This is a genomic window from Pseudomonas moraviensis, from assembly GCF_900105805.1.
GTDB lineage: Bacteria > Pseudomonadota > Gammaproteobacteria > Pseudomonadales > Pseudomonadaceae > Aquipseudomonas > Aquipseudomonas moraviensis_A.
The window spans coordinates 4,563,864-4,590,750 of record NZ_LT629788.1 but is presented as its reverse complement, the minus strand read 5'-3'; the positions used below and the strand labels follow the sequence as shown (position 1 = coordinate 4,590,750).

26 protein-coding genes are annotated in these 26,887 nt (G+C 60.6%); 18 read left to right on the top strand and 8 right to left on the bottom strand.

Annotation, left to right across the window (positions count from 1 at the left end; all coding sequences use genetic code 11):
• Positions 1-39: 39 nt before the first annotated feature.
• The 6 genes from BLU71_RS20585 (at position 40) to BLU71_RS20560 (ending at position 6,983) form a co-directional block, all read left to right on the top strand.
• On the top strand, positions 40-1,404 hold the full coding sequence (locus BLU71_RS20585) for an aspartate aminotransferase family protein (protein ID WP_083353787.1): 1,365 nt from the start codon (positions 40-42) through the stop codon (positions 1,402-1,404).
• 171 nt (positions 1,405-1,575) lie between these two features.
• Entirely contained in the window at positions 1,576-2,688 is a 1,113-nt protein-coding gene (locus BLU71_RS20580) for a polyamine ABC transporter substrate-binding protein (protein ID WP_042607056.1), read from the top strand.
• 187 nt (positions 2,689-2,875) lie between these two features.
• On the top strand, positions 2,876-3,973 hold the full coding sequence (locus tag BLU71_RS20575) for a polyamine ABC transporter substrate-binding protein (protein WP_042607140.1): 1,098 nt from the start codon (positions 2,876-2,878) through the stop codon (positions 3,971-3,973).
• Between the two features lie 63 nt (positions 3,974-4,036).
• Positions 4,037-5,179 (top strand): ABC transporter ATP-binding protein, encoded by a 1,143-nt coding sequence (locus BLU71_RS20570; protein WP_064364702.1) that lies wholly within the window; start codon positions 4,037-4,039, stop codon positions 5,177-5,179.
• A 35-nt stretch (positions 5,180-5,214) separates the two neighbouring features.
• Complete coding sequence (locus BLU71_RS20565) at positions 5,215-6,096, top strand: ABC transporter permease subunit (protein ID WP_173867416.1); 882 nt, start codon at positions 5,215-5,217, stop codon at positions 6,094-6,096.
• Positions 6,093-6,983 carry an ABC transporter permease subunit gene (locus BLU71_RS20560; protein WP_042606507.1) on the top strand — a complete coding sequence of 297 codons (891 nt, stop codon included), beginning with the start codon at positions 6,093-6,095 and terminating at the stop codon, positions 6,981-6,983. Before BLU71_RS20565 ends, BLU71_RS20560 begins: the two co-directional genes overlap by 4 nt.
• Before the next feature lie 139 nt (positions 6,984-7,122).
• Here the strand turns inward: BLU71_RS20560 and BLU71_RS20555 are convergent, their stop codons facing one another.
• A complete protein-coding gene (locus BLU71_RS20555; protein WP_064364705.1) occupies positions 7,123-7,764 on the bottom strand; it encodes an HD domain-containing protein in 642 nt (213 codons plus the stop codon).
• Between the two features lie 224 nt (positions 7,765-7,988).
• On the opposite strand from BLU71_RS20555, the gene BLU71_RS20550 reads away from it, so the two are divergent.
• The gene (locus BLU71_RS20550) at positions 7,989-8,954 is read left to right on the top strand and encodes a GlxA family transcriptional regulator (RefSeq protein WP_083353786.1); all 966 of its coding nucleotides are present in this window, start codon (positions 7,989-7,991) and stop codon (positions 8,952-8,954) included.
• 201 nt (positions 8,955-9,155) lie between these two features.
• Here the strand turns inward: BLU71_RS20550 and BLU71_RS20545 are convergent, their stop codons facing one another.
• The gene (locus BLU71_RS20545; protein WP_083353785.1) at positions 9,156-11,564 is read right to left on the bottom strand and encodes a penicillin acylase family protein; all 2,409 of its coding nucleotides are present in this window, start codon (positions 11,562-11,564) and stop codon (positions 9,156-9,158) included.
• Between the two features lie 102 nt (positions 11,565-11,666).
• Complete coding sequence (locus tag BLU71_RS20540; RefSeq protein WP_083353784.1) at positions 11,667-12,245, bottom strand: DUF6436 domain-containing protein; 579 nt, start codon at positions 12,243-12,245, stop codon at positions 11,667-11,669.
• A 99-nt stretch (positions 12,246-12,344) separates the two neighbouring features.
• Between BLU71_RS20540 and BLU71_RS20535 the strand changes: the two genes are divergently transcribed.
• On the top strand, positions 12,345-13,292 hold the full coding sequence (locus BLU71_RS20535; protein ID WP_042606512.1) for an alpha/beta hydrolase: 948 nt from the start codon (positions 12,345-12,347) through the stop codon (positions 13,290-13,292).
• Between the two features lie 91 nt (positions 13,293-13,383).
• Here the strand turns inward: BLU71_RS20535 and BLU71_RS20530 are convergent, their stop codons facing one another.
• Complete coding sequence (locus tag BLU71_RS20530) at positions 13,384-14,118, bottom strand: DUF2059 domain-containing protein (RefSeq protein ID WP_041476866.1); 735 nt, start codon at positions 14,116-14,118, stop codon at positions 13,384-13,386.
• A gap of 108 nt (positions 14,119-14,226) precedes the next feature.
• On the opposite strand from BLU71_RS20530, the gene BLU71_RS20525 reads away from it, so the two are divergent.
• Both BLU71_RS20525 and BLU71_RS20520 read left to right on the top strand, forming a co-directional pair.
• Positions 14,227-14,859 carry a 2OG-Fe(II) oxygenase gene (locus BLU71_RS20525; RefSeq protein WP_083353783.1) on the top strand — a complete coding sequence of 211 codons (633 nt, stop codon included), beginning with the start codon at positions 14,227-14,229 and terminating at the stop codon, positions 14,857-14,859.
• A gap of 2 nt (positions 14,860-14,861) precedes the next feature.
• Positions 14,862-15,347, top strand: coding sequence for a DUF523 domain-containing protein (locus BLU71_RS20520; RefSeq protein WP_064364709.1), 486 nt, complete (start codon positions 14,862-14,864; stop codon positions 15,345-15,347).
• Between the two features lie 225 nt (positions 15,348-15,572).
• On the opposite strand, the gene BLU71_RS20515 is transcribed toward BLU71_RS20520, so the two are convergent.
• Positions 15,573-16,136 carry a transporter substrate-binding domain-containing protein gene (locus BLU71_RS20515; protein WP_064364710.1) on the bottom strand — a complete coding sequence of 188 codons (564 nt, stop codon included), beginning with the start codon at positions 16,134-16,136 and terminating at the stop codon, positions 15,573-15,575.
• 135 nt (positions 16,137-16,271) lie between these two features.
• Between BLU71_RS20515 and BLU71_RS20510 the strand changes: the two genes are divergently transcribed.
• On the top strand, positions 16,272-16,697 hold the full coding sequence (locus tag BLU71_RS20510) for a DUF4399 domain-containing protein (RefSeq protein ID WP_039757489.1): 426 nt from the start codon (positions 16,272-16,274) through the stop codon (positions 16,695-16,697).
• A gap of 115 nt (positions 16,698-16,812) precedes the next feature.
• On the opposite strand, the gene serA is transcribed toward BLU71_RS20510, so the two are convergent.
• Positions 16,813-18,042 carry a phosphoglycerate dehydrogenase gene (gene serA / locus BLU71_RS20505; RefSeq protein ID WP_025112046.1) on the bottom strand — a complete coding sequence of 410 codons (1,230 nt, stop codon included), beginning with the start codon at positions 18,040-18,042 and terminating at the stop codon, positions 16,813-16,815.
• 206 nt (positions 18,043-18,248) lie between these two features.
• Here serA and BLU71_RS20495 point away from each other — a divergent pair, with 206 nt between their 5' ends.
• The 4 genes from BLU71_RS20495 to BLU71_RS20480 all read left to right on the top strand — a co-directional run bounded on the left by BLU71_RS20495 (position 18,249) and on the right by BLU71_RS20480 (position 22,572).
• Positions 18,249-19,643, top strand: coding sequence for an FAD-binding oxidoreductase (locus BLU71_RS20495; protein ID WP_083353782.1), 1,395 nt, complete (start codon positions 18,249-18,251; stop codon positions 19,641-19,643).
• Between the two features lie 41 nt (positions 19,644-19,684).
• Positions 19,685-20,350 carry a fumarylacetoacetate hydrolase family protein gene (locus BLU71_RS20490; RefSeq protein ID WP_024014705.1) on the top strand — a complete coding sequence of 222 codons (666 nt, stop codon included), beginning with the start codon at positions 19,685-19,687 and terminating at the stop codon, positions 20,348-20,350.
• Positions 20,351-20,613: 263 nt separating this feature from the next.
• Positions 20,614-21,537 (top strand): SdiA-regulated domain-containing protein, encoded by a 924-nt coding sequence (locus tag BLU71_RS20485; protein ID WP_042606517.1) that lies wholly within the window; start codon positions 20,614-20,616, stop codon positions 21,535-21,537.
• Positions 21,538-21,654: 117 nt separating this feature from the next.
• Positions 21,655-22,572, top strand: a complete 918-nt coding sequence (locus BLU71_RS20480) for an SdiA-regulated domain-containing protein (protein WP_083353781.1) — start codon at positions 21,655-21,657, stop codon at positions 22,570-22,572.
• Between the two features lie 133 nt (positions 22,573-22,705).
• On the opposite strand, the gene rpiA is transcribed toward BLU71_RS20480, so the two are convergent.
• Entirely contained in the window at positions 22,706-23,380 is a 675-nt protein-coding gene (gene rpiA, locus BLU71_RS20475; protein ID WP_007913886.1) for a ribose-5-phosphate isomerase RpiA, read from the bottom strand.
• A gap of 147 nt (positions 23,381-23,527) precedes the next feature.
• Between rpiA and ilvA the strand changes: the two genes are divergently transcribed.
• The gene (gene ilvA, locus BLU71_RS20470; protein ID WP_065615100.1) at positions 23,528-25,042 is read left to right on the top strand and encodes a threonine ammonia-lyase, biosynthetic; all 1,515 of its coding nucleotides are present in this window, start codon (positions 23,528-23,530) and stop codon (positions 25,040-25,042) included.
• 41 nt (positions 25,043-25,083) lie between these two features.
• Complete coding sequence (locus BLU71_RS20465; RefSeq protein ID WP_083353780.1) at positions 25,084-25,497, top strand: DUF2269 family protein; 414 nt, start codon at positions 25,084-25,086, stop codon at positions 25,495-25,497.
• Positions 25,498-25,590: 93 nt separating this feature from the next.
• Here BLU71_RS20465 and BLU71_RS20460 read toward each other — a convergent pair whose 3' ends face one another.
• Positions 25,591-26,247 carry an HAD family hydrolase gene (locus BLU71_RS20460; RefSeq protein ID WP_065615098.1) on the bottom strand — a complete coding sequence of 219 codons (657 nt, stop codon included), beginning with the start codon at positions 26,245-26,247 and terminating at the stop codon, positions 25,591-25,593.
• 143 nt (positions 26,248-26,390) lie between these two features.
• Between BLU71_RS20460 and BLU71_RS20455 the strand changes: the two genes are divergently transcribed.
• Positions 26,391-26,870, top strand: coding sequence for an RNA pyrophosphohydrolase (locus BLU71_RS20455; RefSeq protein ID WP_003229203.1), 480 nt, complete (start codon positions 26,391-26,393; stop codon positions 26,868-26,870).
• Positions 26,871-26,887: the final 17 nt, after the last annotated feature.

Here is a 26,887-nt window from a genome sequence, read left to right as displayed (position 1 = left end):
CCAGCCGTCGCGCCTTCACCGATAACAAGGAGAATTGGCATGACCAGCAACAACCCGCAAACCCGTGAATGGCAAACGCTGAGCAGCGATCACCACCTGGCCCCGTTCAGTGATTTCAAGCAACTGAAAGAGAAGGGCCCGCGGATCATCACCAACGCCAAGGGCGTTTACCTGTGGGACAGCGAAGGCAACAAGATCCTCGACGGCATGGCCGGCCTGTGGTGCGTGGCGATCGGTTACGGCCGCGATGAACTGGCCGATGCCGCCGCCAAACAGATGCGCGAACTGCCGTACTACAACCTGTTCTTCCAGACCGCCCACCCGCCAGCGCTGGAACTCGCCAAGTCGATCGCCGACGTTGCGCCTGAAGGCATGAACCATGTGTTCTTCACCGGTTCCGGCTCCGAAGGCAACGACACCATGCTGCGTATGGTTCGCCACTACTGGGCGATCAAGGGCCAGCCGAACAAGAAAGTCATCATCAGCCGCAAGAACGGTTATCACGGTTCCACCGTGGCCGGCGCGAGCCTCGGCGGCATGACCTATATGCACGAGCAGGGCGACCTGCCGATTCCGGGCATCGTCCACATCGCGCAGCCGTACTGGTTCGCTGAAGGCGGCGACATGTCGCCGGAAGAGTTCGGCATCTGGGCGGCCAATCAGCTGGAAGAGAAGATTCTCGAAGTCGGCGTCGACAACGTCGGTGCCTTCATTGCCGAGCCGATCCAGGGTGCCGGTGGCGTGATCATTCCGCCCGATACCTACTGGCCGCGCATCAAGGAAATCCTTGCCAAGTACGACATCCTTTTCGTCGCCGATGAAGTGATCTGCGGTTTCGGCCGTACCGGTGAGTGGTTCGGTAGCGATTTCTACGACCTTGCGCCTGAAATGATGACCATCGCCAAGGGCCTGACTTCCGGCTACATCCCGATGGGCGGGCTGATCGTGCGTGATTCGGTGGTGGCCGTGCTCAATGAAGGCGGCGATTTCAACCACGGCTTCACTTACTCCGGGCACCCGGTGGCAGCAGCGGTGGGCCTGGAAAACATCCGCATCCTGCGCGAAGAAAAAATTATCGAGAACGCCCATAACGAAACGGCACCGTATTTGCAGAAACGTCTGCGCGAGCTGAACGATCACCCATTGGTGGGTGAAGTTCGTGGCATCGGTCTGCTGGGGGCGATCGAGCTCGTGCAGGACAAGGCCACGCGCAAGCGTTATGAAGGCAAGGGCGTCGGCATGATCTGCCGGCAGTTCTGCTTCGACAACGGCCTGATCATGCGCGCAGTCGGCGACACCATGATCATCGCGCCGCCGCTGGTGATCAGCAAAGCCGAGATCGATGAGCTGGTTACAAAAGCACGCAAGTGTCTGGACCTGACCCTCAATGCGCTGCAGGCCTAGGTGCTAGGCTTTGAGCGGGGGAGCTGCGGCGCACTCGCTCAAAGCTGTCAGAAAGGCTGGTCTTTTGTTGAAAGACCGCCTCGGATCTTGCCAGACTAGCCGCGGTTCCGGTTGTCCGGGTTCGGCCGCTGAACAAAGTGGTTCAAAAAAGAAAAATTTGGAGCATGACGCATGAAGGCATTAGGTAAAAAGCTAGCTGGCAAGACTCTGCTCGCGCTGTCCATGGCGGGCATGATGGCGGGTGCGGTGCACGCGGACGACAAGGTACTGCACGTCTACAACTGGTCCGACTACATCGCGCCGGACACCGTGGCCAACTTCGAGAAAGCCACCGGGATCAAAGTCGTCTACGACGTCTTCGACAGTAACGAAACCCTGGAAGCCAAGCTGCTGGCCGGCAAATCCGGTTACGACATCGTGGTGCCTTCCAACAACTTCCTCGCCAAGCAGATCAAGGCCGGCGTCTACCAGGAGCTGGACAAGTCCAGACTGCCGAACTGGAAAAACCTCGACGAAGACCTGCTCAAGGCTGTTGGCGACGCCAGCGACCAGGGCAACAAGCACGCCTTCCCGTATATGTGGGGCTCGATCGGCATCGGCTACAACCCGGCCAAGGTCAAGGCTGCGCTGGGCATCGACAAGATCGATTCGTGGGATGTGGTATTCAAACCGGAAAACATCGAGAAACTCAAAAGCTGCGGCGTGAGCTTCCTCGATGCCCCGACCGAAATGATTCCGGCGGCATTGCACTACCTGGGCAAGCCGACCAATAGCAAGGACAAGGCTGACCTCAAAGCCGCCGAAGACCTGTTCCTGAAGATCCGTCCTTCGGTTGCCTACTTCCACTCGTCCAAGTACATCTCGGACCTGGCCAACGGCAACATCTGCGTCGCCGTCGGTTACTCGGGTGACCTGGAGCAATCCAAGACCCGCGCTCAGGAAGCCGGTGACAAGGTCAAACTGGCCTACACCATTCCGAAAGAAGGCGCTGGTACTTTCTACGACATGGTCGCCATTCCCAAGGATGCCGAAAACGTCGAAGCCGCCTACAAGTTCATGAACTACCTGCTGGAGCCGCAAGTGATGGCCGGCATCACCAACGCCGTGCGCTTCCCGAACGGCAACAAGGCCGCGACGCCTCTGGTGGACAAGGACATCACCAGCGACCCGAGCATCTATCCGTCGGCTGAAGTGAAGAAGCAGCTCTATGCGATCAGCGATCTGGACGCCGCGACACTGCGTCTGATCACCCGCAGCTGGACCAAGATCAAATCGGGTAAATAAGCCGGTTTGTCGCCACAACCACTGGCCGTCGTCGCCGCGACGGCGGCCAGCGGATAATTAAATGACAGAAAGTTTTGCTGGATCGGTTTTTCGAAGGTAAGTTGCGCGCCGGTTTTGTTGTCGGGCAGCCATGGCTGTCATGCAGCGCGGGGGCAACTTGGGCCCAATCAATCTAGAGGACCTCCACTTGCCTGTATTTTCTTCTTTGCGCAAAGCCCTGCTGGCCGCTGCCGGCCTGACCATCGCTGTCGGAGCCCACGCCGCCGGTACGGTGCATATTTATAACTGGTCCGATTACATCGGCGAATCGACCCTGGCCGACTTCGAGAAAGAGACCGGAATCAAACCGGTCTACGACGTTTTCGATTCCAACGAAACCCTGGAAGGCAAGCTGCTCGCCGGGCGCACCGGTTACGACGTGGTCGTGCCGTCGAACCACTTCCTTGGCAAGCAGATCAAGGCGGGCGCGTTCCAGAAGCTCGACAAGACCCAGTTGCCGAATTATTCCAACCTCGACCCGGCGCTGCTCAAGCGTCTGGAGCAGAACGATCCCGGCAACCTCTATGCCGTGCCATATCTGTGGGGCACCAACGGCATCGGCTACAACGTCGACAAGGTCAAAGCCGTGCTTGGTATCGACAAGATCGATTCCTGGGCCGTGCTGTTCGAGCCGGAAAACATCAAGAAGCTGCACAGCTGCGGCGTCGCGTTCCTCGATTCGGCAGATGAAATGATGCCGACCATGCTCAATTACCTGGGCCTGAACGCCAACAGCACCAACACCAAGGACTACGAAAAAGCCACCGCCAAGCTGCTCGCGGTGCGTCCGTACGTCACCTATTTCCACTCCTCGAAGTACATCGGCGACCTGGCCAACGGCGACATCTGCGTGGCGATCGGTTTCTCCGGCGACATCTTCCAGGCGAAGAACCGTGCCGAGGAAGCGAAGAAGGGCGTCAACATCGCCTACTCGATTCCGAAAGAGGGCGGCGCGCTGTGGTTCGACATGCTGGCGATCCCCAAGGATTCGTCCAACGTCAAGGAAGCCCACGCCTTCATCAATTATTTGCTGAAACCCGAGGTGATTGCCCAGGTCAGTGATTACGTCGGTTACGCCAACCCCAATCCGGGTTCGGACAAGCTGATGGAACAATCCATTCGCACCGATGAAGCGGTTTACCCACCGCAAGCAGTCCTCGACAAGACCTACGTGTCGACCGAGTTGCCAGCCAATATTCAGCGTTTGATGACCCGCAGCTGGACCAAGGTCAAGTCGGGCAAATAACGCACAAACTATCCAGGGTTCGTCTTGCGTGGCGAACTGCTGCTTCTGTTGGGAGTTTCGTAAATGGCAGTTGCCTCCGGCGCCTACAAGAAAGCCCTCGAGGGCGACCAGACACCGAAACAGGTGCTGGTCAAAATCGACCGGGTCACGAAGAAGTTCGACGAGACGATTGCCGTGGACGACGTGTCCCTGGAAATCAAGAAGGGTGAGATCTTCGCCCTGCTCGGCGGTTCGGGATCGGGCAAATCCACCTTGCTGAGGATGCTGGCAGGCTTCGAACGGCCCACGGAAGGGCGGATTTTCCTCGACGGCGTCGACATCACCGACATGCCGCCGTACGACCGCCCGATCAACATGATGTTCCAGTCCTACGCCCTGTTCCCGCACATGACCGTGGCGCAGAACATCGCCTTCGGCCTGCAGCAGGACAAGATCCCCAAGGCCGAGATCGACGCACGTGTGGCCGAGATGCTCAAGCTGGTGCAGATGAGCCAGTACGCCAAGCGCAAGCCGCATCAACTGTCCGGCGGTCAGCGTCAGCGCGTGGCCCTGGCCCGTTCGCTGGCCAAGCGGCCGAAGCTGCTGCTGCTCGACGAGCCGATGGGCGCGCTGGACAAGAAACTGCGCTCGCAGATGCAGCTGGAACTGGTGGAAATCATCGAGCGCGTCGGCGTGACCTGCGTGATGGTGACCCACGACCAGGAAGAGGCCATGACCATGGCCGAGCGCATCGCGATCATGCACCTGGGCTGGATCGCGCAGATCGGCAGCCCGATCGACATCTACGAAACCCCGACCAGCCGTCTGGTCTGTGAATTCATCGGCAACGTCAACATCTTCGAAGGCGAAGTGATCGACGACGCCGAAGGCCACGCGACCATCACCTGCAAGGACCTCGACCGGCAGATCTACGTCGGCCACGGCATCAGCACCTCGGTGCAGGACAAATCGGTCACCTACGCTATCCGCCCGGAGAAGCTGCTGGTCACCGCCGATCAACCGACCTGCGAGTACAACTGGTCGAGCGGCAAGGTCCACGACATCGCCTATCTGGGCGGGCACTCGGTGTTCTACGTCGAATTGCCGAGCGGCAAACTGGTGCAGTCGTTTGTCGCCAACGCCGAACGTCGCGGCGCGCGTCCGACCTGGGGCGATCAGGTCTACGTGTGGTGGGAAGACGACAGTGGCGTGGTACTTCGCTCATGAACATGCGCAAATTCAAACGCCGCATCAACCGAATCATCCCCAATGGCCGGCAGCTGGTCATCGGGGTGCCATTCATCTGGCTGTTCCTGTTCTTCATGCTGCCGTTCTTCATCGTTCTGAAGATCAGCTTCGCCGAAGCCGACGTGGCGATCCCGCCGTACACCGAGATCTACACCTACGCCGAGCAGAAGCTGCAACTGCTGCTGAACCTGGGCAACTACGCGATGCTCGGCGACGACGAGCTGTACATCGCCGCCTACCTCGGCTCGCTGAAAATGGCCTTTATCAGCACCGTGCTCTGCCTGCTGATCGGTTATCCGATGGCCTACGCCATCGCCAGCGCGCGCAAAGAGCTGCAAACGGTGCTGGTGCTGCTGATCATGATGCCGACCTGGACCGCGATCCTGATCCGCGTCTACGCGTGGATGGGTATTCTGAGCAACAACGGCCTGCTCAACGGTTTCCTGATGAGCATGGGCCTGATCGACGAGCCGCTGCAGATCCTCAACACCAACCTCGCCGTGTACATCGGTGTGGTCTATTCGTATCTGCCGTTCATGATCCTGCCGCTGTACGCCAACCTGGTCAAACATGACCAGAGTCTGCTGGAAGCCGCGTCTGACCTGGGTTCGAGCACCTTCAACAGCTTCTGGAAGATCACCATTCCGCTGTCCAAGAACGGCATCATCGCCGGCTGCATGCTGGTGTTCATTCCAGTGGTCGGCGAATTCGTCATTCCAGAACTGCTCGGCGGTCCGGAAACCCTGATGATCGGCAAGGTGCTGTGGCAAGAATTCTTCAATAACCGCGACTGGCCGGTGGCGTCCGCGCTGGCGGTGGTGATGCTGGCGATCCTGATTGTGCCGATCATCCTGTTCAACCGCAGTCAGGCCAAGGAAATGGAGGGTAAAGAATGAAGCGCTTCCGTTTCTCCAGCCTGATGCTGGTACTGGGTCTGATATTCATCTATCTGCCGATGCTGATCCTGGTGATCTACTCGTTCAACGCCTCGAAACTGGTAACGGTGTGGGGCGGCTGGTCGATCAAGTGGTACGTCGGCCTGCTGGACAACTCGCAATTGATGGGCTCGGTGCTGCGCTCGCTGGAAATCGCCTGCTACACGGCGGTTGCTGCGGTGGCGCTGGGTACTCTGGCGGCGTTCGTGCTGACGCGCATCACTCACTTCAAGGGTCGCACGCTGTTCGGCGGCCTGGTGACTGCGCCACTGGTCATGCCGGAAGTGATCACCGGTCTGTCGCTGTTGCTGCTGTTCGTGGCGATGGCGCAGATGATCGGCTGGCCGCAGGAACGCGGCATCGTCACCATCTGGATTGCGCACACCACGTTCTGCGCGGCGTATGTGGCAGTGGTGGTGTCGGCGCGTCTGCGTGAGCTGGACCTGTCGATCGAAGAGGCGGCGATGGACTTGGGGGCGAGGCCGTGGAAGGTGTTCTTCCTGATCACCATCCCGATGATCGCGCCATCGCTGGCGGCGGGCGGGATGATGTCGTTCGCGCTGTCGCTGGATGACCTGGTGCTGGCGAGCTTCGTCTCCGGCCCGGGTTCGACGACCCTGCCGATGGAAGTGTTCTCGGCGGTGCGGCTCGGTGTGAAGCCGGAGATCAACGCGGTGGCCAGCCTGATTCTGCTGGCGGTGTCGCTGGTGACCTTCCTCGTCTGGTTCTTCAGCCGCCGCGCCGAAGAAGCACGCAAGAAAGCCATCCAGCAAGCCATCGAAGAAAGCGCTGCCGATTCGTGGAAGCAACCGGACGCGCGTCGCGCGCCTGCGCCACAGGCTGTGTGAGCCGAAGGGTTGGTCTCATTTCCGAGGCCAACCCAAATCCAGACTGTAGGAGTGAGCCTGCTCGCGATAGCGGTGTGTCAGCCAGGCATTATTCGGCTGACACTCCGCTATCGCGAGCAGGCTCACTCCTACAGGGGGTTTAGGCAGTCCAGGGAGATTGGCGGATGACTTGGACGAAATTCATCGGCTTGAATCCCGGCTCCTGATCCACCAGCACATCGGTCTTCACATTGCCGAACGTGGTCTGCGGACGATGGCGCAAGCCATCGGCGAACGCGCAGATGATGCACTCCTTGAAACCCTCCCCGCGTGGATGCGCATGCACCACGGCTTCGCGCTGCACGCTGCTGAAGGCCGCGTAGTCCATGCCCAGCACGTCCATCTCCACCCCGGCCGTCACCAGTGCCACGGTCGGGCGCAGATGCTTGGGCACGCCCGGCGTGGTGTGCAATGCAATCGACAGCCACACCTGCTCGATGTCGTCGTCGCTCAGCCCGTACGGCTTGAGAAACGCTGCCGCGGCATTCGCGCCGTCCACCTCGAAACGTTCGTCATCGCTGCGATGGCCTGCGACCAGACCAAGGTCATGGAACATCGCGCCGACGTACAGCAACTCCGGGTTGTAGGCGAGTTGCTGGCGCTCGCCGCTCAAGGCACCGAACAGAAACACTCGACGCGAGTGGTGATAGAGCAGGTCGGATTCGATGTCGCGGATGTATTCGGTGGTGGCCCGGGCGAGGGCGCTGTCAGGGATCTTGATGCCGGCGATGGTGCTGGTCATAACGGTTTCCTCGTCGAAAACGCCGTCGTGGCGCTGCTGGAGAAAGTCTGTTCCCGGAGCGCCAGGCGAACAATCGAGTCATGGCTGCGATCCTTGCCATTGCACCTGCAAATCGTGCCAAGCTCGCTTGTCGGGTGTGGATTGGCCAGGTTGGCTCGATCAACAGGCCAGGCTCGCTCCCACAGGTTGGTGTGTTTGTCACAGGTATTGAGGACGTTTGAGCCATGAACAAATCCGTCGCCATCGTGGTATTCCCCGGCGTGCAGTCACTGGATGTCAGCGGCCCCATGGACGTGTTCGCCGAAGCCAACCGCTTCCTCGCGCCGCAGGATCACTATCGCTTGCAAGTGATCGGCCTCGAGCACGGGCCGATGGCCTGTTCCAACGGCATGAGCCTGAACGCCCACTGCCACTTCAGCGAAGCAACGGATACTCATGACCTGTTGCTGGTTGCCGGTGGCCCGCAATTGCCGTTCATGGATTTCGGCCCGACGTTCGACGCCTGGCTGCGTGACGCCTGTGGTCGCGCCCGGCGTTGCGGCTCGATCTGCAACGGCGCGTTCATGCTCGCCCGCGCCGGTTTGCTCGAGGGGCGCACCGTCACCACGCACTGGAACGATGCCGAGGCGCTTGCGCAGTTGTGCCCCACCACGCGGGTCGAGGCGGATCGCCTGTATGTCGAGGACGGCACGCTCTACACCTCGGCCGGGGTCACGGCGGGCATTGATCTGTCGCTGTACCTGTTGGCGCGCGATCACGGTGCCGAGGTGGCGCTGAGTGTGGCGAAACGGCTGGTGGTGTTCACCCAGCGCTCGGGCGGACAATCGCAGTTCAGCCCGTTCCTCACGCCGCATGCCGAACCGACATCAGCGGTGGCGCTGGTGCAGCTGTATGTGTTGGCCAATCTCACCGGCGACCTGACGATTGCCGATCTGGCCAATGCAGCGAACATGAGTGCGCGCAATTTCTCGCGGGTGTTCGCGCGAGAAGCCAAAGTGACCCCGGCGGAATTCGTCGAACGGGCGCGGGTGGACGCAGCGCGGGTCATGCTGGAAAGCACCACGGCGCCGTTGAAAACCGTGGCGTATCAGTGCGGGTTTCGGGATGCGCAGCATATGCGCAGTGTGTTCAACCGGCGCTTGGGCGTGACGCCGCAACAGTTTCGGCTGAATTTTGCGCTGGATGTTTGATCCGGGCTTGAGCTCGAAAGCCCTCACCCCAGCCCTCTCCCAGAGGGAGAGGGGGCCGACCGCGGTGTCTGGCGTGTTACATCGACCTGAAAGACCTTATCGATTATGGATTCGGTGCCAATCTTGCACGTCGGCGTTTCTCCCCAATATCCCCCAATCGGTCCCCTCTCCCTCTGGGAGAGGGCTAGGGTGAGGGGCTCTTCAGGGCTTGCGCGCAGGCAACAGCTTCAACGTACTGCGGGTATTCGCCAGCACCTCTTCCTCGCTGAAATGCGCCTGTACATAAATCCCCTCCACATACGCCTCGGCCTGATCGTCATAGTGACTGTCCAACGGCACGCCGCTCTGGCCGACCGGATTGATCGTCAAGGCATGCACCGCATCGGCAAAATCCACCAGACGCCGGGTCGACGGTCCATAGGTCACCGGCCATGGCGCCGGGCCGATTTTCGCCGAGAGGTTGTTCGGCACTTCGTGGCTGCCTGGCGCCGCGAACGGGCCGACATTGAACAGCCGATCCAGTGGCTTCTGCTGGCCCAGCGGATGGCCATGGGTCAGGGTGTGCGCCGCGCCCCACTGCCAACCCGCCACACCGTCGCCGAGGGTCAGTTGCAGATGCTGCATGCTCGCCGCCCATGCCGTGCGCACGACGTCGGCGCGGGTTTCTCTGACCGGCGTGCTGCGATTGTCCCACCAAGGTGAATCAGCTCTCGCCGCCAGTCGCGGCAAGGCGGAATCGATGACCCGCGTCGACAGCATCGTTTCGAAAAAGTCATTGCCCAACTCATCGCGCATCGCTGCGTCGGCAAGGTCGTAGAGGAACTGGTTGAACACCGTCGCGCTGACCGAATTCAGCGGATAGTCGCCGGGCCATTGCGCCAATTGCTCGACCAGTTTGCGTTGCGCCGGATCGCTCACCACTTCACGCAACACCGGCAACAGCGGCGCCAACAGACGCGGGCCGTAGCCGGTCGTCGTGCCCAGCTGCAGTTTCTGGTTGGCCTCGTTGCTCCACTTGACCCGGTTGTCGCTGAGCTGACGATCAAGCTGCTGGCCGCGATCGGCGAGGTTGTAGTAACCGGGAATCTCCATGCCGGTCGGCGATACCGGCTGGAAGTTGGCCGAGACGATATAACCGCGCGCCGGGTTCTCCTCCTGCGGGTTGGCGCTGAACGGGTAGTAGCCGTCCTTGTCCGCCTCAGGCGTGCTGCCGTCGAGAATGAAGCCCGGTTTCACCCCGGCCGGACGTTTCGGCAGCAAGGCCGAGGCCCACCAGGCGATATCGCCCTTGGCGTTGGCGTAAACCAGATTCAGACCCGGCGCCTGCACCTTGGCCGCCGCCGCGCGGGCCTTGGCCAACGTGTCAGCGCGGTTGAGCTGGTAAAAGCCGTCGAGGATCGGGTTGGGTGTTTCGAGGAAGGCCCACCACATCGCAATCGGGGTCTTGCCGGCGGCGCTGCCGAGGGCATCGTTGACGATCGGCCCATGCGGCGACTGGCGCAAGGTGATCGTCACCGGCGCCTGACCCTTCACATTGATCTGTTGCTCGCTGACGAGCAGGTCGGTCCATTGGCCGCGATACCAGACCTGATCGGGATTGTCAGGGTTGACCTTCTCGGCGATCAGATCGAGGTCATCGTTCTGGAACATGGTCAGGCTCCAGCCGAAATCGAGGTTGTGCCCCAGAAACGCGAAGGGCACCAGCGCCTGATGATGGCCGTACAACTCGAAGCCCGGCGCCGACAGTTGCGCTTCGTACCACACCGCCGGCACCGAAAAGCGGATATGCGGATCGCCGGCCAGCAACGGCTTGCCACTCTGGCTGCGGCTGCCGGCGATGACCCAAGCGTTGCTGCCCTCGAACTGCGGCAGACCGTTGTCGATCAGTGCCTGTTCGCTGAGGCGGGCGAGGGCGGTGAGGTCCTGCCAGTCGCCGGCGGCGAGGGCTGGCGGATGCCGGGTGTGATCCGTGGCAAGTACGCCTTTGGCCTGCCAGTCGAGATCGAACACATTGAGGTAATCGGCGCCGAGCTGATCGCGCACGTAGGTCAGCAGCGGCTCGGTGCGAAACGCGGCGGCAAAGCTGTAGGCCATGTAACCGGCGACGCTGATGCTGTCTTCGGCGGTGAACGGCCGCTTGGGGATGCCCAGCACGTCAAACTCGATCGGCGCAGCGTGGCTGTCCTGATACTGGTTGATGCCATCCAGATAGGCTTGCAGGCCCTTCCACGCTGGCGACTGCTTGTCCAGGCTGGCGACGTAACTGGCGGCGCGCTCGCGGATGCGCAGGCTGCGAAACAGCTTATCGGTGTCGAGCAGTTTCGGCCCGAGCACTTCGGCCAGCTCACCGCGGGCGAGGCGACGCATGGCTTCCATCTGGAACAGGCGATCCTGCGCGTGCACATAACCGAGGGCGCGATAGAGGTCGGTTTCGTTCTCGGCGCGGATATGCGGCACACCGCGCTCGTCATAGCGCACGGTCACCGAGCCTTGCAGGTTATGCAGCTGGACCTGGCCCTGGCGCGTCGGCTGCTTGCTGTAGATATACCCGCCAGCGGCGCAGAGCAGGACAACGATGAGCAAGGCAACGACGATCAACGCACGCTTCATGGTGACTCCTTGTGCAGGCGGGAGGGCCGCCCGTCGGGCTGCAAACATTTAGCACAGAGCATCTGTGCGGTGCAGCGCTGTCCTTGAAAAGTCCGGAATGCCTTACCGCGTATCCGCCGGCCACGGGCAATAACAACCCACCGCCAAGGTGTGCGTAGCGTTCACCGGGCGGTCTTCCGTCAGGGCATGCAGGATCGGTTCGATAAAGCTGTTGCTGGAGTTGCAGGTCAGGCCTTCGCTGTACGGGCCGAAGTAGGCCAGTTTGCCGCTGCGATCCCAGATCGCCACGGCGGGGCTGGCGGGAATCTGTTCGGAGCCGGGCAGGACGATGATGGTTTTCAGGCCGGCGAGGGTGGCGGGCAACTGACCGTGGCTGCCGGGTTTTTGCACGGCGAAGAACTCCACGCCGCGCGCGCCGAACTGTTCGACCATCTCGCTCAGGTGCTGTTGATTGCCGACGTTGCACGGACAAGCCGGGTCCCAGAAGTGCACGAGACGGATATTGCCGGGCCCGGCGAGGTCGTCCGGCAGGCGCAGCGGATCGCCGGAAAACACCGCCGTGTGTTCACTGAACGCACGCAGATAGCGGCCCTGAAACCAGTCATACGCCGCCCACAGCACCCCGGCGCAGATCAGCGCGAGCAAGCTGGCGAACAGTGCGGTGCGGTAGGGCGAACGCATGGTTTCGGAATCTGAAAAGGTTGGCTAGCTTGCCATGCTTGCTCCGACAGATGAATATCGCAGGCCGATAAAGTCCGTTAACCGCTTTGGAATGTGCGCATGCCCGATACTTTCGACCCCGATCATTTACGCGCGAGCCTCAAGCCGTTGGCCGAGTGGCAGCCGTTATCGGATGAGGCGAAGGCTTATCAGCGCTTCTACAAGACCGACTTCGCCGAGCGCGATGTGTGGCGCGGCATGGGACGTTTCGAAGTCGATGGCTACGAACTGGTCAGTCATTGCTGGTGGCCGGAGAAGGTCAAGGCGACGCTGTTTCTGCTGCACGGTTACTACGATCACATCGGCCTGTACCGGCATGTGATCGAGTGGGCGCTGGATCAGGATTTCGCGGTGATTGCCTGCGACTTGCCGGGGCATGGACTGTCGAGCGGGCCGCGGGCGAGCATCCGCGATTTCGCTGAATATCAGCACATGCTGCAAGCGTTGTTCGCTGAAGCGACTTCGATCGCGCTGCCGCAGCCGTGGCATTTGTGCGGGCAGAGCACCGGGGGCGCGATTGTCGTCGATCACCTGCTCAACCATGGCGAGAACAGCCCGGCGCAGGGGCAGGTGATTCTGCTGGCGCCGCTGGTGCGACCACGGGCCTGGGGCTGGTCGCAGTTGAGTTATTACCTGCTGCGGCCATTTGTTCGCGGCGTCGCGCGGCGCTTCAGCGAGAATTCCAACGACCCGGATTTTCTACCGTTTCTGCAGGCCGATCCGTTACAGCCAAGACGTCTGCCAACGAAATGGGTGGGCGCGTTGTCGCGCTGGATCATCCGCGTCGAGCACGCGAAAAAAAGTCCGCGACGGCCGCTGATCATTCAGGGACAGGCGGACATGACCGTCGACTGGCAGCACAATCTGCAGGTGTTGAAATGGAAATTCGACCGCCCGCAGATTCTGCTGCTGGCCGAGGCACGGCATCACCTGGCCAATGAGACGGTAGAGATGCGTGAGGAGTATTTCGAGTTCTTGAGCAAGCGGATCAGGGGCAGGAATCTCTGAAGCGTTAAGGCAAGATCAAAAGATCGCAGCCTTCGGCAGCTCCTACAGGGGAACGCGTTTCAATGTAGGAGCTGCCGAAGGCTGCGATCTTTTAAGGCTGGCCGACCGCCAACCCCGCCCGAATCGCCGCCAGCGCCGCCTGATAGTAAGCCTTGCCCTCGGTCGACTCGGCAAACGTCGCAAATTCTTCCAGCTCTTCATCCGACAAATCGCGATAAACGTAGAGCAGGGTGTTGTTCAGATCGGCGCCGATCTGATCCATCAGCCGCTGGCGCTGACCGTTCAACATGCCCTGCGCCTGACCGCCACCGAGCAATCCCGGGATCATCGAACTCAAACTGTCCGCCGCCACGCCGGCAATCGCCAGACTGACCTCGGCGCCAGCCTCGCGGGCCGGCAAGGCTTGCGCCAAGTGGCCGATGATCAGCAAACGACTGTCGCTGGCCTGCATTTTTGGCAGGCCCTGGGCATTTTTCGCCAGTTGATCGCGGCGGGTCGCGAGCAGTTCGGCGGCGACGATTTTCTTGCCCAGCGGTGACTGGAAGAAGGTCAGCGCCGGTTTCGGATCAGCGAGTTTCTGTCGCAGTTGCGCTTCGGCGCGTTGATCCATGGCCTGCGCGGCGAACCGCTGGTTGCTGTTGTTGACCAGTGCTTGAAACACCGCAGGCGGCAGGCTGTTCTGATAGCGCTGCTGGGCGGCGCTCAGGGCATCGTTGAAATGCGCGCGTTGTTCTGGCCAGCCGGCGACCTTGTACAACTGATCGTGGCCGTCCGCCCAGGCGGGCAATACGCAGAACATCAACAGTGAAAAAAGCAAACGGCGCATAGGGACTCCTGTCAGCAGCGGACTATTGTCCGTGCGGTGCCGGTACTTGTCGAGAATTCGTAGCAAGCCGCTGCGTGGCTCTGTCGGATTTATTGCCGTCGGCATACTATGCGCGCCATGCCGATATCCTCTGAACACCCACTGCTGTTACGCATTGTCGATGACCTGGCCGAACACGGCTGGTCGCAGCAGAACATCTTCCTGCCCGCCGATCTGACCCGGGCGCTGGCGGCCGAGTGCCGTAAACGTGAGGCCGAAGGTGAACTGGCGCCGGCGGCGGTCGGGCGCGGGCCGTTTTCGGAGATTCGCGAGGGTATTCGTGGCGATCACATTCAGTGGATCGACCCCGGCCAGGCCGACGCCACTGACCGCTATCTGAGCCTGATGGACAGTCTGCGCGAGGCGCTCAATCGCGGTCTGTTTCTGGGCCTCGAAGATTTCGAATGCCATTTCGCCCTGTACCCGTCCGGCGCGTTTTATCGCAAGCACGTCGACCGCTTTCGCGATGACGACCGACGCATGGTGTCGGCAGTGATCTATCTCAACGACGCCTGGCTGCCGGAGGACGGTGGCCAGTTGCGCATGTACCTGGGTAATGAACGCGTGCATGACGTACAGCCTACCGGCGGTTGTCTGGTGGTGTTTCTCTCCGGCGAAGTGCCCCACGAAGTATTGCCGGCCCATCGCGAGCGCCTGTCGCTGACCGGTTGGTTTCGTCGCCGTGGCAACGAGCCGTTCTGAGCATGGAAAAGATTCTGGTCAGCCGCTGCCTGTTGGGCCATCGCGTGCGTTATGACGGTGGCGCGAGTGGTCCGTTTGATCTGCTTGAGCAGTGGATTGCCGAGGGCCGTGTAGTGCCGTTGTGTCCTGAGGTGGCCGGTGGTTTGCCGACGCCGAGGGCGGCGGCGGAGATTCCCGGCGGGCAGGGCGGTGAGGTGCTGGATGGCAATGCTGCAGTCATCACTGCCGAAGGCGAGGATGTCAGTGCGCAGTTTCTCGAAGGTGCGCGCCAAGCGCTGGAACTGGTGCAACGGCACGGCATCAGGGTGGCGGTGCTCAAGGCCAACAGCCCTTCGTGCGGGAATCTGCTGACGTATGACGGGACGTTCAGTGGGGTCAAGGTCAGTGGCGAAGGGGTGACGGCGGCGTTGCTCAGGCGTCATGGTGTTCGGGTGTTCAATGAGCTAGAGCTGGATGAGGCGGCGGTGGCTTTGGCAGCTTTGGACTGATCCGCAATAGTTGCCCTCACCCCAGCCCTCTCCCGGGGGGAGAGGGGGCCGACCGAGGTGTCTGGCGCTGTCCATCGACCTGAAAGACCTTGGCGATTATGGGTTCGGCAAAGCCATGATCAGTCGATTTCGGATTCGGTATAGCAATCCCAAGTCGGCGTACCTCTAAAGCATTCCCGGATCAGTTCCCTCTCCCTCCGGGAGAGGGCTAGGGTGAGGGAGCTCTTACGGTTTCAACCACTTCTGCGACAACGCCGCCAACCGCCCATCCGCCTTGATCCGTTCCAGCGCGCTCTTGAGGCTGGCCTGAAACGCCGGATTGCCCTTTTGAAACGGAATCGCCAGTTCCACCGGCGCCGCCGCTTTCGGCTTCTCTTCGGTCAACGCCTGCACCAGCACCATCGGCCGTGGCGTCTCGTCCTTCTTCGCGAGCAGTTGCCCATCGACCTCGCCGTACGGCTCGCTGAAGTCGAAACGATCCTTGAGTTCGGGTGTCAGTGCTATGTGGTTGAGCGCGACGTCGTACTTGCCGCTTTCAACGCCCTGGAGCAGATCGCCCTCGTCGGTGACGATGAAATCGGCGCGTACATCCAGCTCCTTGGCAAGAAGTTGCCCAAGCTCGACCTCGAACCCCGTGAGTGTGTCGCCTTCCTTGTAATTGAAGGGCGGTGTATTAGCCTCAATGGCTATGCGCAACTCGCCACGGTCGTTGACGTCATCAATCAGTTCGGCGTGAGCCAGCGGGCTCAGAAGGGGTAGCAGGCAGATCAGGCCAGGCAGCAAGCGCATGGTCACTCCTTTGAAATCATTATCGCGACGCTCTGATTCAGGCTCGCTTTGCTATGGTTGTCGAGTGCCTTCGACAACGAATGGTCATGAAGTTGTCATGACCGTGCGGATTTTACGGAAAAACTGGAGAAGAAAATGAAAAGCTTTATGTCACGTGCAGCGTTGGCCGGTGTGCTGATGGGTGTTTCGGTGCTGGCCAGTGCGGCAACGCCGGCTCCCAAGGATGCTGAAGTGTTCATCGTTTCTCCCGAGGACGGCGCTACGGTCTCCCAGGAATTCAAAGTCAAGTTCGGCGTCAAGAACATCGCGCTGGCCCCGGCGGGTGATACCACCAAGAACACCGGCCACCATCATCTGCTGATCGACGTCGACGACCTGCCGGCCGAAGGCGCGCCGATCCCGACCGACGCGCACCACATGCATTTCGGCAAGGCGCAGACCGAAGCCACGATCAAACTGGCCCCCGGCAAGCACACCTTGCAATTGATCCTCGGCGACAGCGGCCACATGCCGTTCGACCCATCGATCGTTTCGGAAAAAATCACGGTTAACGTGAAATAAAAAAAGGGAGCCCTTCGGGGCTCCCTTTTTTATCCAGCTACAAGTGGCTAGCTGCAAGTGGCAAGTTAAAACAAGAGCGCTGTTCACTTGCCGCTAGTAGCTTGCCGCTGCTTTTCTAGAACAGGACGCGACTACGGATAGTACCGTTGACGTGTTGCAGCTTCTCTTGCGCCAGCTCCGAGTACTCGGCGTCGACGTCGATCACCACGTAGCCGACCTTCTCGTTGGTCTGCAGGAACTGACCGGAGATGTTGATGCCGTTTTCGGCGAAGACCTTGTTGATCTCGCTCATCACACCCGGGATGTTCTCGTGGATGTGCAGCAGGCGGTGCTTGCCAGGGTGAGCCGGCAGGGCCACTTCCGGGAAGTTGACCGACGACACCGAAGTACCGTTGTCGCTGTACTTGACCAGTTTTTCCGCCACTTCCAGACCGATGTTGGCTTGCGCTTCGGCGGTCGAGCCACCGATATGCGGGGTCAGGATCACGTTGTCGAGGCCACGCAGCGGGCTTTCGAACTCTTCGTCGTTGGAGCGTGGCTCCACCGGGAACACATCGATGGCTGCGCCGATCAGGTGCTTGTCCTTGATCGCGTCCGCCAGGGCGTCGAGCTCGACCACGGTGCCGCGTGCAGCGTTGATCAGGATGCCGCCCTTCTTGATGGCGCGGATTTCCTTCTCGCCGATCATCCACTGGGTCGCCGCGGTTTCCGGGACGTGCAGGGTGACGATGTCGGACATGCCAAGCAGCTCATGCAGATTGCCGACCTGGGTAGCGTTGCCCAGTGGCAACTTGGTCACGGTGTCATAGAAGAACACCTGCATGCCCAGGCCTTCCGCCAGAACCGACAACTGCGTACCGATCGAGCCGTAGCCGACGATGCCGAGCTTCTTGCCACGGATCTCGAACGAGTTGGCCGCGGATTTGATCCAGCCGCCACGGTGGCAGGAAGCGTTTTTCTCAGGGATGCCGCGCAGCAGCAGGATCGCTTCGGCCAGTACCAGTTCCGCTACGGATCGGGTGTTGGAGTACGGCGCGTTGAACACGGCGATACCGCGCTCGCGGGCCGCACTGAGGTCAACCTGGTTGGTGCCGATGCAGAAACAGCCGACCGCGACCAGTTTCTTCGCGTGATCGAAGATCTCTTCGGTCAGTTGCGTGCGCGAGCGAATGCCGATGAAGTGAGCGTCAGCGATCTTTTCCTTGAGCTGGGCTTCCGGCAAGGAGCCAGTCAGGTATTCGATGCTGGTGTAGCCCGCCGCCTTGAGGACGTCGACAGCCGATTGGTGGACGCCTTCGAGAAGAAGGAACTTGATCTTGCTCTTATCGAGAGAAGTCTTGCTCATCTGCGTAAACCTGTATCCCGGAGAAAAATGGCAGGGAGGGGCGCAGCCTGGAGCTGACCCAAACGGCAGGAAAGCCGTCACCGCGGATCTGGCCTTGGGCACTGTCCTGCGGGGTCGGTATGCTAGCATAGCCACCCCGCTAAACACTCATTCCTGCGACGTGAAGCGTTCTCAGGATGACCATGAATTGTTCGAGAGTTCTGTCGATGACCAATCCTGCGCTGATTGATGAACTGAAGACCCTGGTTGAGCCCGGCAAAGTCCTCACCGACGCCGACTCCCTGAATGCTTACGGCAAGGATTGGACCAAGCACTTCGCCCCGGCGCCGAGCGCTATCGTGTTTCCCAAGACCATCGAGCAAGTGCAGGCCGTGGTGCGTTGGGCCAACACCCACAAGGTCGCGCTGGTGCCGTCCGGCGGGCGCACCGGGTTGTCCGCCGCTGCGGTGGCGGCCAATGGCGAAGTGGTGGTGTCGTTCGATTACATGAACCAGATTCTCGACGTCAACCTCACCGACCGCACCGCTGTATGCCAGCCGGGCGTGGTCACTGAGCATCTGCAGAACATCGCTGAAGAAAACGGCCTGTACTACCCGGTCGACTTCGCCTCGGCGGGTTCCAGCCAGATTGGCGGCAACATCGGCACCAATGCCGGCGGGATCAAAGTGATTCGCTACGGCATGACGCGCAATTGGGTCGCCGGCATGAAGGTCGTTACCGGCAAGGGCGATGTGCTCGAACTGAACAAGGACCTGATCAAGAACGCCACCGGTTATGACCTGCGTCAGCTGTTCATTGGCGCCGAAGGCACCCTCGGTTTCGTCGTCGAAGCAACCATGCGCCTTGATCGCGCACCGAAAAACCTCACCGCCATGGTCCTCGGCACCGCCGATTTCGATTCGATCATGCCGGTGCTGCACGCCTTCCAGGGCAAGCTCGACCTGACCGCATTCGAATTCTTCTCCGACAAGGCCCTGGCCAAGGTCATGGGCCGCGGCGACGTGCCGGCGCCGTTTGACACCGACTGCCCGTTCTACGCCCTGCTGGAATTCGAAGCGACCACTGAAGAAGTGGCCAACAGCGCGCTGGAAACCTTCGAACACTGTGTCGAACAAGGCTGGGTACTCGACGGCGTGATGAGCCAGAGCGAAACCCAACTGCATAATCTGTGGAAGCTGCGCGAGTACATCTCCGAAACCATCTCCCACTGGACGCCGTACAAGAACGACATCTCGGTGACCGTTTCCAGGGTGCCGGCGTTCCTGCGCGAAATCGACGCGATCGTCGGTGAGCACTATCCGGATTTCGAAATCGTCTGGTTCGGCCACATCGGCGACGGCAATCTGCACCTGAACATCCTCAAGCCGGAAAACCTGAGCAAGGACGAGTTCTTTGCCAAGTGCTCCACCGTCAACAAGTGGGTGTTCGAAACCGTCGAGAAGTACAACGGCTCGATCTCGGCCGAACATGGCGTGGGCATGACCAAGCGTGATTACCTGACCTACAGCCGCTCGCCGGCCGAGATCGAGTACATGAAAGCGGTCAAGGCAGTGTTCGACCCGAACGGCATCATGAACCCGGGGAAGATTTTCCCGGTGTGATCGGTAATCTCTGTTGAATCAATGAAGGCAGGAGTCGGTAAATGAGCTATCAGCACCAGTACGTCGACGGCACGCGCATCCACTTCCCGATCGGGAAAGTCGTGTGCATTGGCCGCAATTACGCCGAACACGCCAAGGAACTGGACAACCCGGTGCCGACCGAGCCGCTGCTGTTCATCAAGCCGGGCAGTTGCGTGGTGCCGCTGGAAGGCGGTTTCAGCATTCCGACCGAGCGCGGTTCGGTGCACTACGAAGCGGAAATCGCTGTGTTGATCGGCAAGCCGCTGTCGACCAAACCAAGCCGCGAAGAAGTCCTCGATGCGATCTCCGGTTTCGCCCCGGCGCTGGACCTGACCCTGCGCGACAAGCAGGCCGAGCTGAAAGCCAAGGGCCTGCCGTGGGAAATCGCCAAGTCGTTCGACGGCGCGGCGGTGATCGCGCCGTTCGTGGTCGGTAGCACTTTCGCTGACCTGACCGACATCGGCATCCGCCTGACCATCAACGGCGAAGTGCGCCAGGACGGCAACAGCAGCGCGATGCTCAATCCGATCGTGCCGATGATCCAGCACATGGCCGGCTGCTTCTCGCTGCAGGCCGGCGACGTGATCCTTACCGGTACGCCGGTGGGTGTCGGCCCGCTGAACGTCGGCGACGAGATCGTCCTTGAACTGCCGGGGGCGAGCAGCTTCAGCAGCAGCGTGCGCTAACCGCCACACCGCAGAACCCCTTGTAGGAGTGAGCCTGCTCGCGATAGCGGTCTACCAGTCAATGCATATCTCGACTGATAAACCGCTATCGCGAGCAGGCTCACTCCTACATTCGTTTTGCGTTGCTGCTGATATCGCACACGCCAATCCCGCCATTTCCCGTTTTTTTCACATCCTCTCTGGATAATTTCCGCGATTGCGGCGTCTCAGCCGGCCTCTTTGTGCTATTACCCTTGGCCTGAATTTACGGAACGCGTCCCTTGATGGCATCTCGAACTCAGCAGAAACCCACCCTCCGTTCCCGCTTCGCTCTGCGCTGGTATGTCTGGCTGTTGCTGGCCATCGTGGCGGCTTATGGGCTGGCGTTTGCCATGCACTGGGATGATCGTGGTGTGCTGTGGGTGCTGGAGCGCTTCGAGAGCAAGGCCGAGCAGAAGGAGAGCGTGTGGCTGCCGGACTATCAGGTGGTGATCGACGCCAAACCGTTGCCGGGCATGGAGAAGGACGAAGCTTCCGACCTGGCTTACAACCCGCAGACCAAAACCCTGTTTTCGGTGATGGGCAAAAATCCGTTCCTCGCTGAGCTGACACTGCAGGGCGAGGTGCTGCGCAAGATGCCGCTGGTGGGCTGGAGCAATCCCGAAGGCCTGACGGTCATGGAAAACGGCCTGATGGCGATTGTCGATGAGCGCCAGCACACGTTGTCGATCGTCAAGGTCGACGCCGGTACACGCGAGCTGAACATTGCCGACTTCCCTAAATACGACCTCGGGCCGTCGAAAGACCAGAACAAGGCTTTTGAAGCCATCACCTGGGATCCGCGCAATCATCAGCTTGTGCTGGGTGAAGAACGCCCGCCAGCGCTGTTCACCTGGAAGAGCGATGGCAGTCAGACCCTGATCGGCGACAAGCAGAAGCTGGCCAGTGACGAGCTCGACATTCGCAATCTCTCGGCGCTGGCGGTCGATCCGCGCACTGGCCATCTACTGGTGTTGTCGGCCGATTCGCACCTGTTGCTGGAACTGGACGAGCGTGGCGAGCAAGTCAGCTTCATGACCTTGCTCGGCAATTTCAACGGTCTGAAAGACACCATTCCCCGCGCCGAAGGCCTGACCATGGACGAAGACGGCACGCTGTACATGGTCAGCGAGCCGAATCTGTTCTATCGCTTCGAAAAGCACCGGTAATTTTCCCTACGACAAACGCGGAATCGTGTGGTTGTCCTGGCAGGCAACTGGCCATTAAGCTTCAATTCAGACGGGCGTGATATTTCATCGGCCTGTCTTGAATCCGAGCCTGCCTGAATGCGTCGACTTGCCCGTCCCAAACCGTTGATTCTTGTCCTGTTGATGATTGCTCTGGTCGCGTTGCTCGCGATCGGCCAGTACCTGCGCCTGTTCGAGCGCGCCTGGTTCAACCTGCACACCCTGTGGCAGCCGTTGAGCAGCGAGGCGATCGGTCTGGATCAATATCGCGTGACGATCGAAGCGCGGCCAATCGACGGGCTCGACGATGACGTTTCGGCGCTGACCTACGATCCGGTGCGCAAAAGCCTGTTCACCGTGACCAACAAGAATTCCGAACTGATCGAGCTGTCGCTGGAAGGCAAGGTCCTGCGGCGCATTGCTTTGGTCGGGTTCGGCGATCCTGAAGCGGTCGAATACATCAGTGCCGACACCTACGTCATCACCGACGAGCGCCAGCAGCGCCTGATCAAGATCCACCTCGACGCCGACACCACGTTCCTCGACGCCGAAGATGCCGAGCAGATGACCTTGGGCGTGCACATGGCCAGCAACAAGGGTTTCGAGGGGCTGGCTTACGACTCGGTGGGCAAACGCCTGTTCGTGGCGAAAGAACGCGACCCCATGCTGATCTATGAGGTCCACGGTTTTCCGCATTTCAAACCGGACAAGACCTACGCCGTGCACGTGATCAACAACCCCAAGCGCGATGCCGGGATGTTCGTGCGTGACCTGTCGAGTCTGCAGTACGACGAACGCAGCGGGCACTTGCTGGCGCTGTCGGACGAGTCGCGCTTGATTATCGAACTGGATGTCGACGGCCGGCCGTTGAGCACCATGTCGATCAGCGGCGGACGCCAGGGTTTGCAGAAAACCGTGCCGCAGGCGGAGGGGATTGCGATGGATGATGACGGCACGTTGTATCTGGTGAGCGAGCCGAATCTTTTCTACGTCTTCAAAAAGCCAACTTCAGACTAACCATCACCACAAAACCCTGTAGGAGTGAGCCTGCTCGCGATAGCGGTCTGTCAGTCAACATTAATATCAACTGACAGACCGCTATCGCGAGCAGGCTCACTCCTACAGGGGGATTTCAGCGCCTGAAGAGTATTTACTCAGCCTTCAGAGTCTTCACACCTTCACTCGTGCCCAGCAACAACAGATCCGCCGGGCGTGCGGCGAACAGGCCGTTGGTGACCACGCCGACGATGGCGTTGATCTGCGCTTCCAGTTCCACCGGGTTGGTGATCTGCAGGTTGAATACGTCGAGGATGATATTGCCGTTGTCGGTCAGCACGCCTTCGCGGTACACCGGGTCGCCACCGAGCTTGACCAGTTGGCGGGCAACGTGGCTGCGGGCCATCGGGATCACTTCCACCGGCAGCGGGAACTCACCGAGCACCGGCACCAGTTTGCTGGCGTCGGCGATGCAGATGAAGGTCTTGGCCACGGCGGCAACGATCTTTTCGCGGGTCAGGGCCGCGCCGCCGCCCTTGATCAGGTTCAGGTGCGCATCGCTTTCGTCGGCGCCGTCGACGTAGAACTCCAGATCGCTGACAGTGTTCAGCTCATACACCGGAATCCCGTGGCCCTTGAGGCGCGCGGCGGTGGCTTCGGAGCTGGCGACCGCACCATCGAACGCGCCCTTGTGCTGGGCCAGGGCATCGATGAAGCAGTTGGCGGTGGAGCCGGTGCCGACGCCGACGATGCTCTTGTCGTCGAGTTTCGGCAGGATGAAGTCGACGGCGGCCTGGGCCACGGCCTGTTTGAGTTGATCCTGGGTCATGCGGGCTCCGAAGCGGGCAAGGGGTGGGCAGAAAGGCCGGCATTATAGCCGCAAGCGTGGCTAAAACCTCTGGATTCGTGTGGTCGTGCGCCCGAAAGCCGGGTTAGACTCCTTGGCCCTGCCCAACCCGCTCAGTGATGCTTTCCGATGCTCGAACAGTACGTCAAAAAGATCCTCACCTCGCGCGTTTATGACGTTGCCGTAGAAACCCCGCTGCAGAACGCTCGCCAGCTCTCCGAGCGACTGGGCAACGACATCTGGCTCAAGCGCGAAGACTTGCAGCCAGTGTTCTCGTTCAAGATTCGCGGTGCCTACAACAAGTTGACGCAACTCAGCGACGAAGAGCGCGCCCGTGGCGTGGTCACCGCGTCGGCGGGCAACCATGCGCAGGGTCTGGCCCTGGCGGCGAAAGTGCTGGGCGTCAAAGCCACCATCGTCATGCCCAAGACCACCCCGGAAATCAAAGTCGAAGGCGTGCGTTCGCGCGGCGGCAAAGTGGTGCTGCACGGCGATTCGTTCCCGGAAGCGCTGGCCTATTCGCTGAAACTGGTCGATGAAAAAGGCTACGTCTACATCCATCCGTACGACGATCCGCACACCATTGCCGGGCAGGGCACCGTGGCCATGGAAATTCTCCGTCAGCACCCGCAGCCGCTGGACGCGATTTTCGTCCCGGTCGGCGGCGGCGGGCTGATCGCCGGTATCGCGGCGTACGTGAAATACCTGCGGCCCGACATCAAGGTGATTGGCGTCGAGCCGGACGATTCCAACTGTCTGCAGGCCGCGATGGCAGCGGGCGAGCGCGTGGTGCTGCCGGCCGTGGGCATCTTTGCCGACGGCGTGGCGGTGGCGCAGATCGGCCAGCATACCTTTGAGATCTGCAAGGATTACGTCGATGAAGTGATCACTGTCAGCACCGACGAGATCTGCGCGGCAATCAAGGATATCTACGACGATACCCGTTCGATCACCGAACCTGCCGGCGCGCTGGGCGTGGCCGGGATCAAGAAATACGTCGAGCAGCGCGGCGTCAGCGGCCAGACATTCGTCGCCATCGACTCTGGCGCCAACGTCAACTTCGACCGCTTGCGCCACGTTGCCGAGCGCGCCGAGCTGGGCGAAGGTCGCGAGGCGATCATCGCCGTGACCATTCCCGAGCAGGCAGGCAGCTTCAAGGCGTTCTGTGAAGCCATCGGCAAGCGCCAGATCACCGAGTTCAATTACCGCTACAACACCGGTAGCGAAGCGCACATCTTCGTCGGCGTGCAGACCCATCCTGACAACGACCCGCGCAGCGCCTTGCTGGCGAGCCTGACCGAGCAGGGTTTCCCGGTTATCGACCTGACCGACAATGAACTGGCCAAGCTGCACATCCGCCACATGGTTGGTGGCCGCGCCGCGCAGGTGGTCGATGAAGTGGTGCTGCGCTTCGAATTCCCGGAACGGCCGGGGGCGCTGTTCAACTTCCTCAACAAGCTCGGCGGGCGCTGGAACATCTCGATGTTCCACTACCGCAACCACGGCGCGGCGGACGGCCGTGTGGTCGCCGGCCTGCAAGTGCCCCATGACGAGCGTCATCTGGTGCCCGCGGCGCTGGCGGAAATCGGCTACCCGTACTGGGACGAAAGCGACAATCCGGCCTATCAGCTGTTTCTCGGCTGAACGGCTACGCTGATGGGCATGGACCTACGGAAGAGAACGACATGGAAACCCTGACCACCCTGAAAGTCCTTCACGTCGCAGCGACCGTGGTCATCCTCGCGAGTGGGCTGGGGCTCGCCTTCCTGACCTGGCGCAATCGCAGCGAAGGCCCGGCCAGCACGATGCGCCGGCCGTGGCTGTTCATCTGGTGCCTGATGCTGATCGGCATGCTCAGCATGCCGTTCACCGGCTGGTGGCTGGTGCACCTGATTGGCTGGCCCTTGGGACAATTGTGGATTCTGGGATCCAGCGTGATCTATGCCGTGGCCACGCTCAGTGCGGTCTGGCTGCTGGTTCGGCTGGATCGGCTCTGGACAACCGGGCGGGGTAACCGCACATTCAATCTGGCGCTGGCGATTGTCAGCGGCGTCGGGTTTGTCGCCATAGCGGCGTTGATGGGGGCCAAGCCGGTTTAAGGTTTGCGACCGCGTCGACCCGATCGCGAGCAGGCTCACTCCTACAGGGAACGCATTCCAAATGCAGGAGTGAGCCTGCTCGCGATAGCAATATCAGCCGCGCAACGAAATCACCGGCCAGCCACGCTTCTCGGCCTCGGCGCGCAAATTCGGATCCGGATCCACCGCCACCGGATTCGCCACCTGCTCCAGCAGCGGCAGATCATTCATCGAGTCGCTATAGAAATAGCTGCCCTCCAGCGAATAACCAGTCTCCTCCAGCCACCGATTCAGGCGCGTGACCTTGCCTTCACGGAAGCATGGGATATCGGTGCTGCGCCCGCTGTAGCGGCCATCAACCATCTCGCATTCGGTGGCGATCAGGGTTTCTACGCCCAGACGCACGGCGATCGGCGCCGTGACGAAACGGTTGGTGGCGGTGATGATCACCAGTTTGTCGCCGGCATCGCGGTGCTTTTTCAGCAGATCCAGAGCCTTGGGCAGGACGATCGGCTCGATGCAGTCGCGCATGTAATCGCTGTGCCAGGCGTCAAGCACAGACATTTCCGTGCGGCCAAGAATCTCCAGGCAGAAGTTCAGGTACGCGGCGTTGTCCAGCTTGCCGGCCAGGTAATCCTGATAGAACTCGTCGTTGCGCGCCTTGTAGGCGATCGGGTCGAGGAAGCCGCGCTCGCACAGATAATCGCCCCAGGCGTGATCGCTGTCGCCGCCCAGAAGGGTGTTGTCCAAATCGAATAGAGCCAGGCGCATTGCAGTTACCCGCTGAAAAGTCAGTAAAAAGGCGACAAGAATACGGTCTTTTCACAAGAGTGCACATAAGGTAGGAACCTTCGTTGCCGCCTGATCAAGCTTTGTGGAACAATGCGGCGACATGCGTTTGCGAGGTTGTTGCCGTGATCGACCCCGATGGTTTCCGCCCCAATGTCGGGATCATTCTGACGAATGACGCCGGCCAGGTGCTATGGGCTCGCCGTATCAATCAGGACGCCTGGCAGTTTCCGCAAGGGGGGATCAACCCCGAGGAGACGCCGGAAGACGCCTTGTACCGCGAGCTGAACGAAGAAGTTGGCCTGGAACGTGAAGATGTTGAAATACTGGCCTGTACCCGAGGCTGGTTGCGCTATCGTTTGCCGCAACGCCTGGTGCGTACCCACAGCCAACCGTTGTGCATCGGCCAGAAACAGAAATGGTTCCTCCTGCGCCTGATCTCCAACGAGCAGCGGGTGCGGATGGATCTGACCGGTAAACCGGAGTTCGATGGCTGGCGCTGGGTCAGCTATTGGTATCCGTTGGGCCAGGTGGTGACATTCAAGCGCGAGGTGTATCGACGCGCTCTCAAAGAGCTTGCCCCGCGCCTTTTAGCGCGCGACTGACGACGGAGTTCGACCCC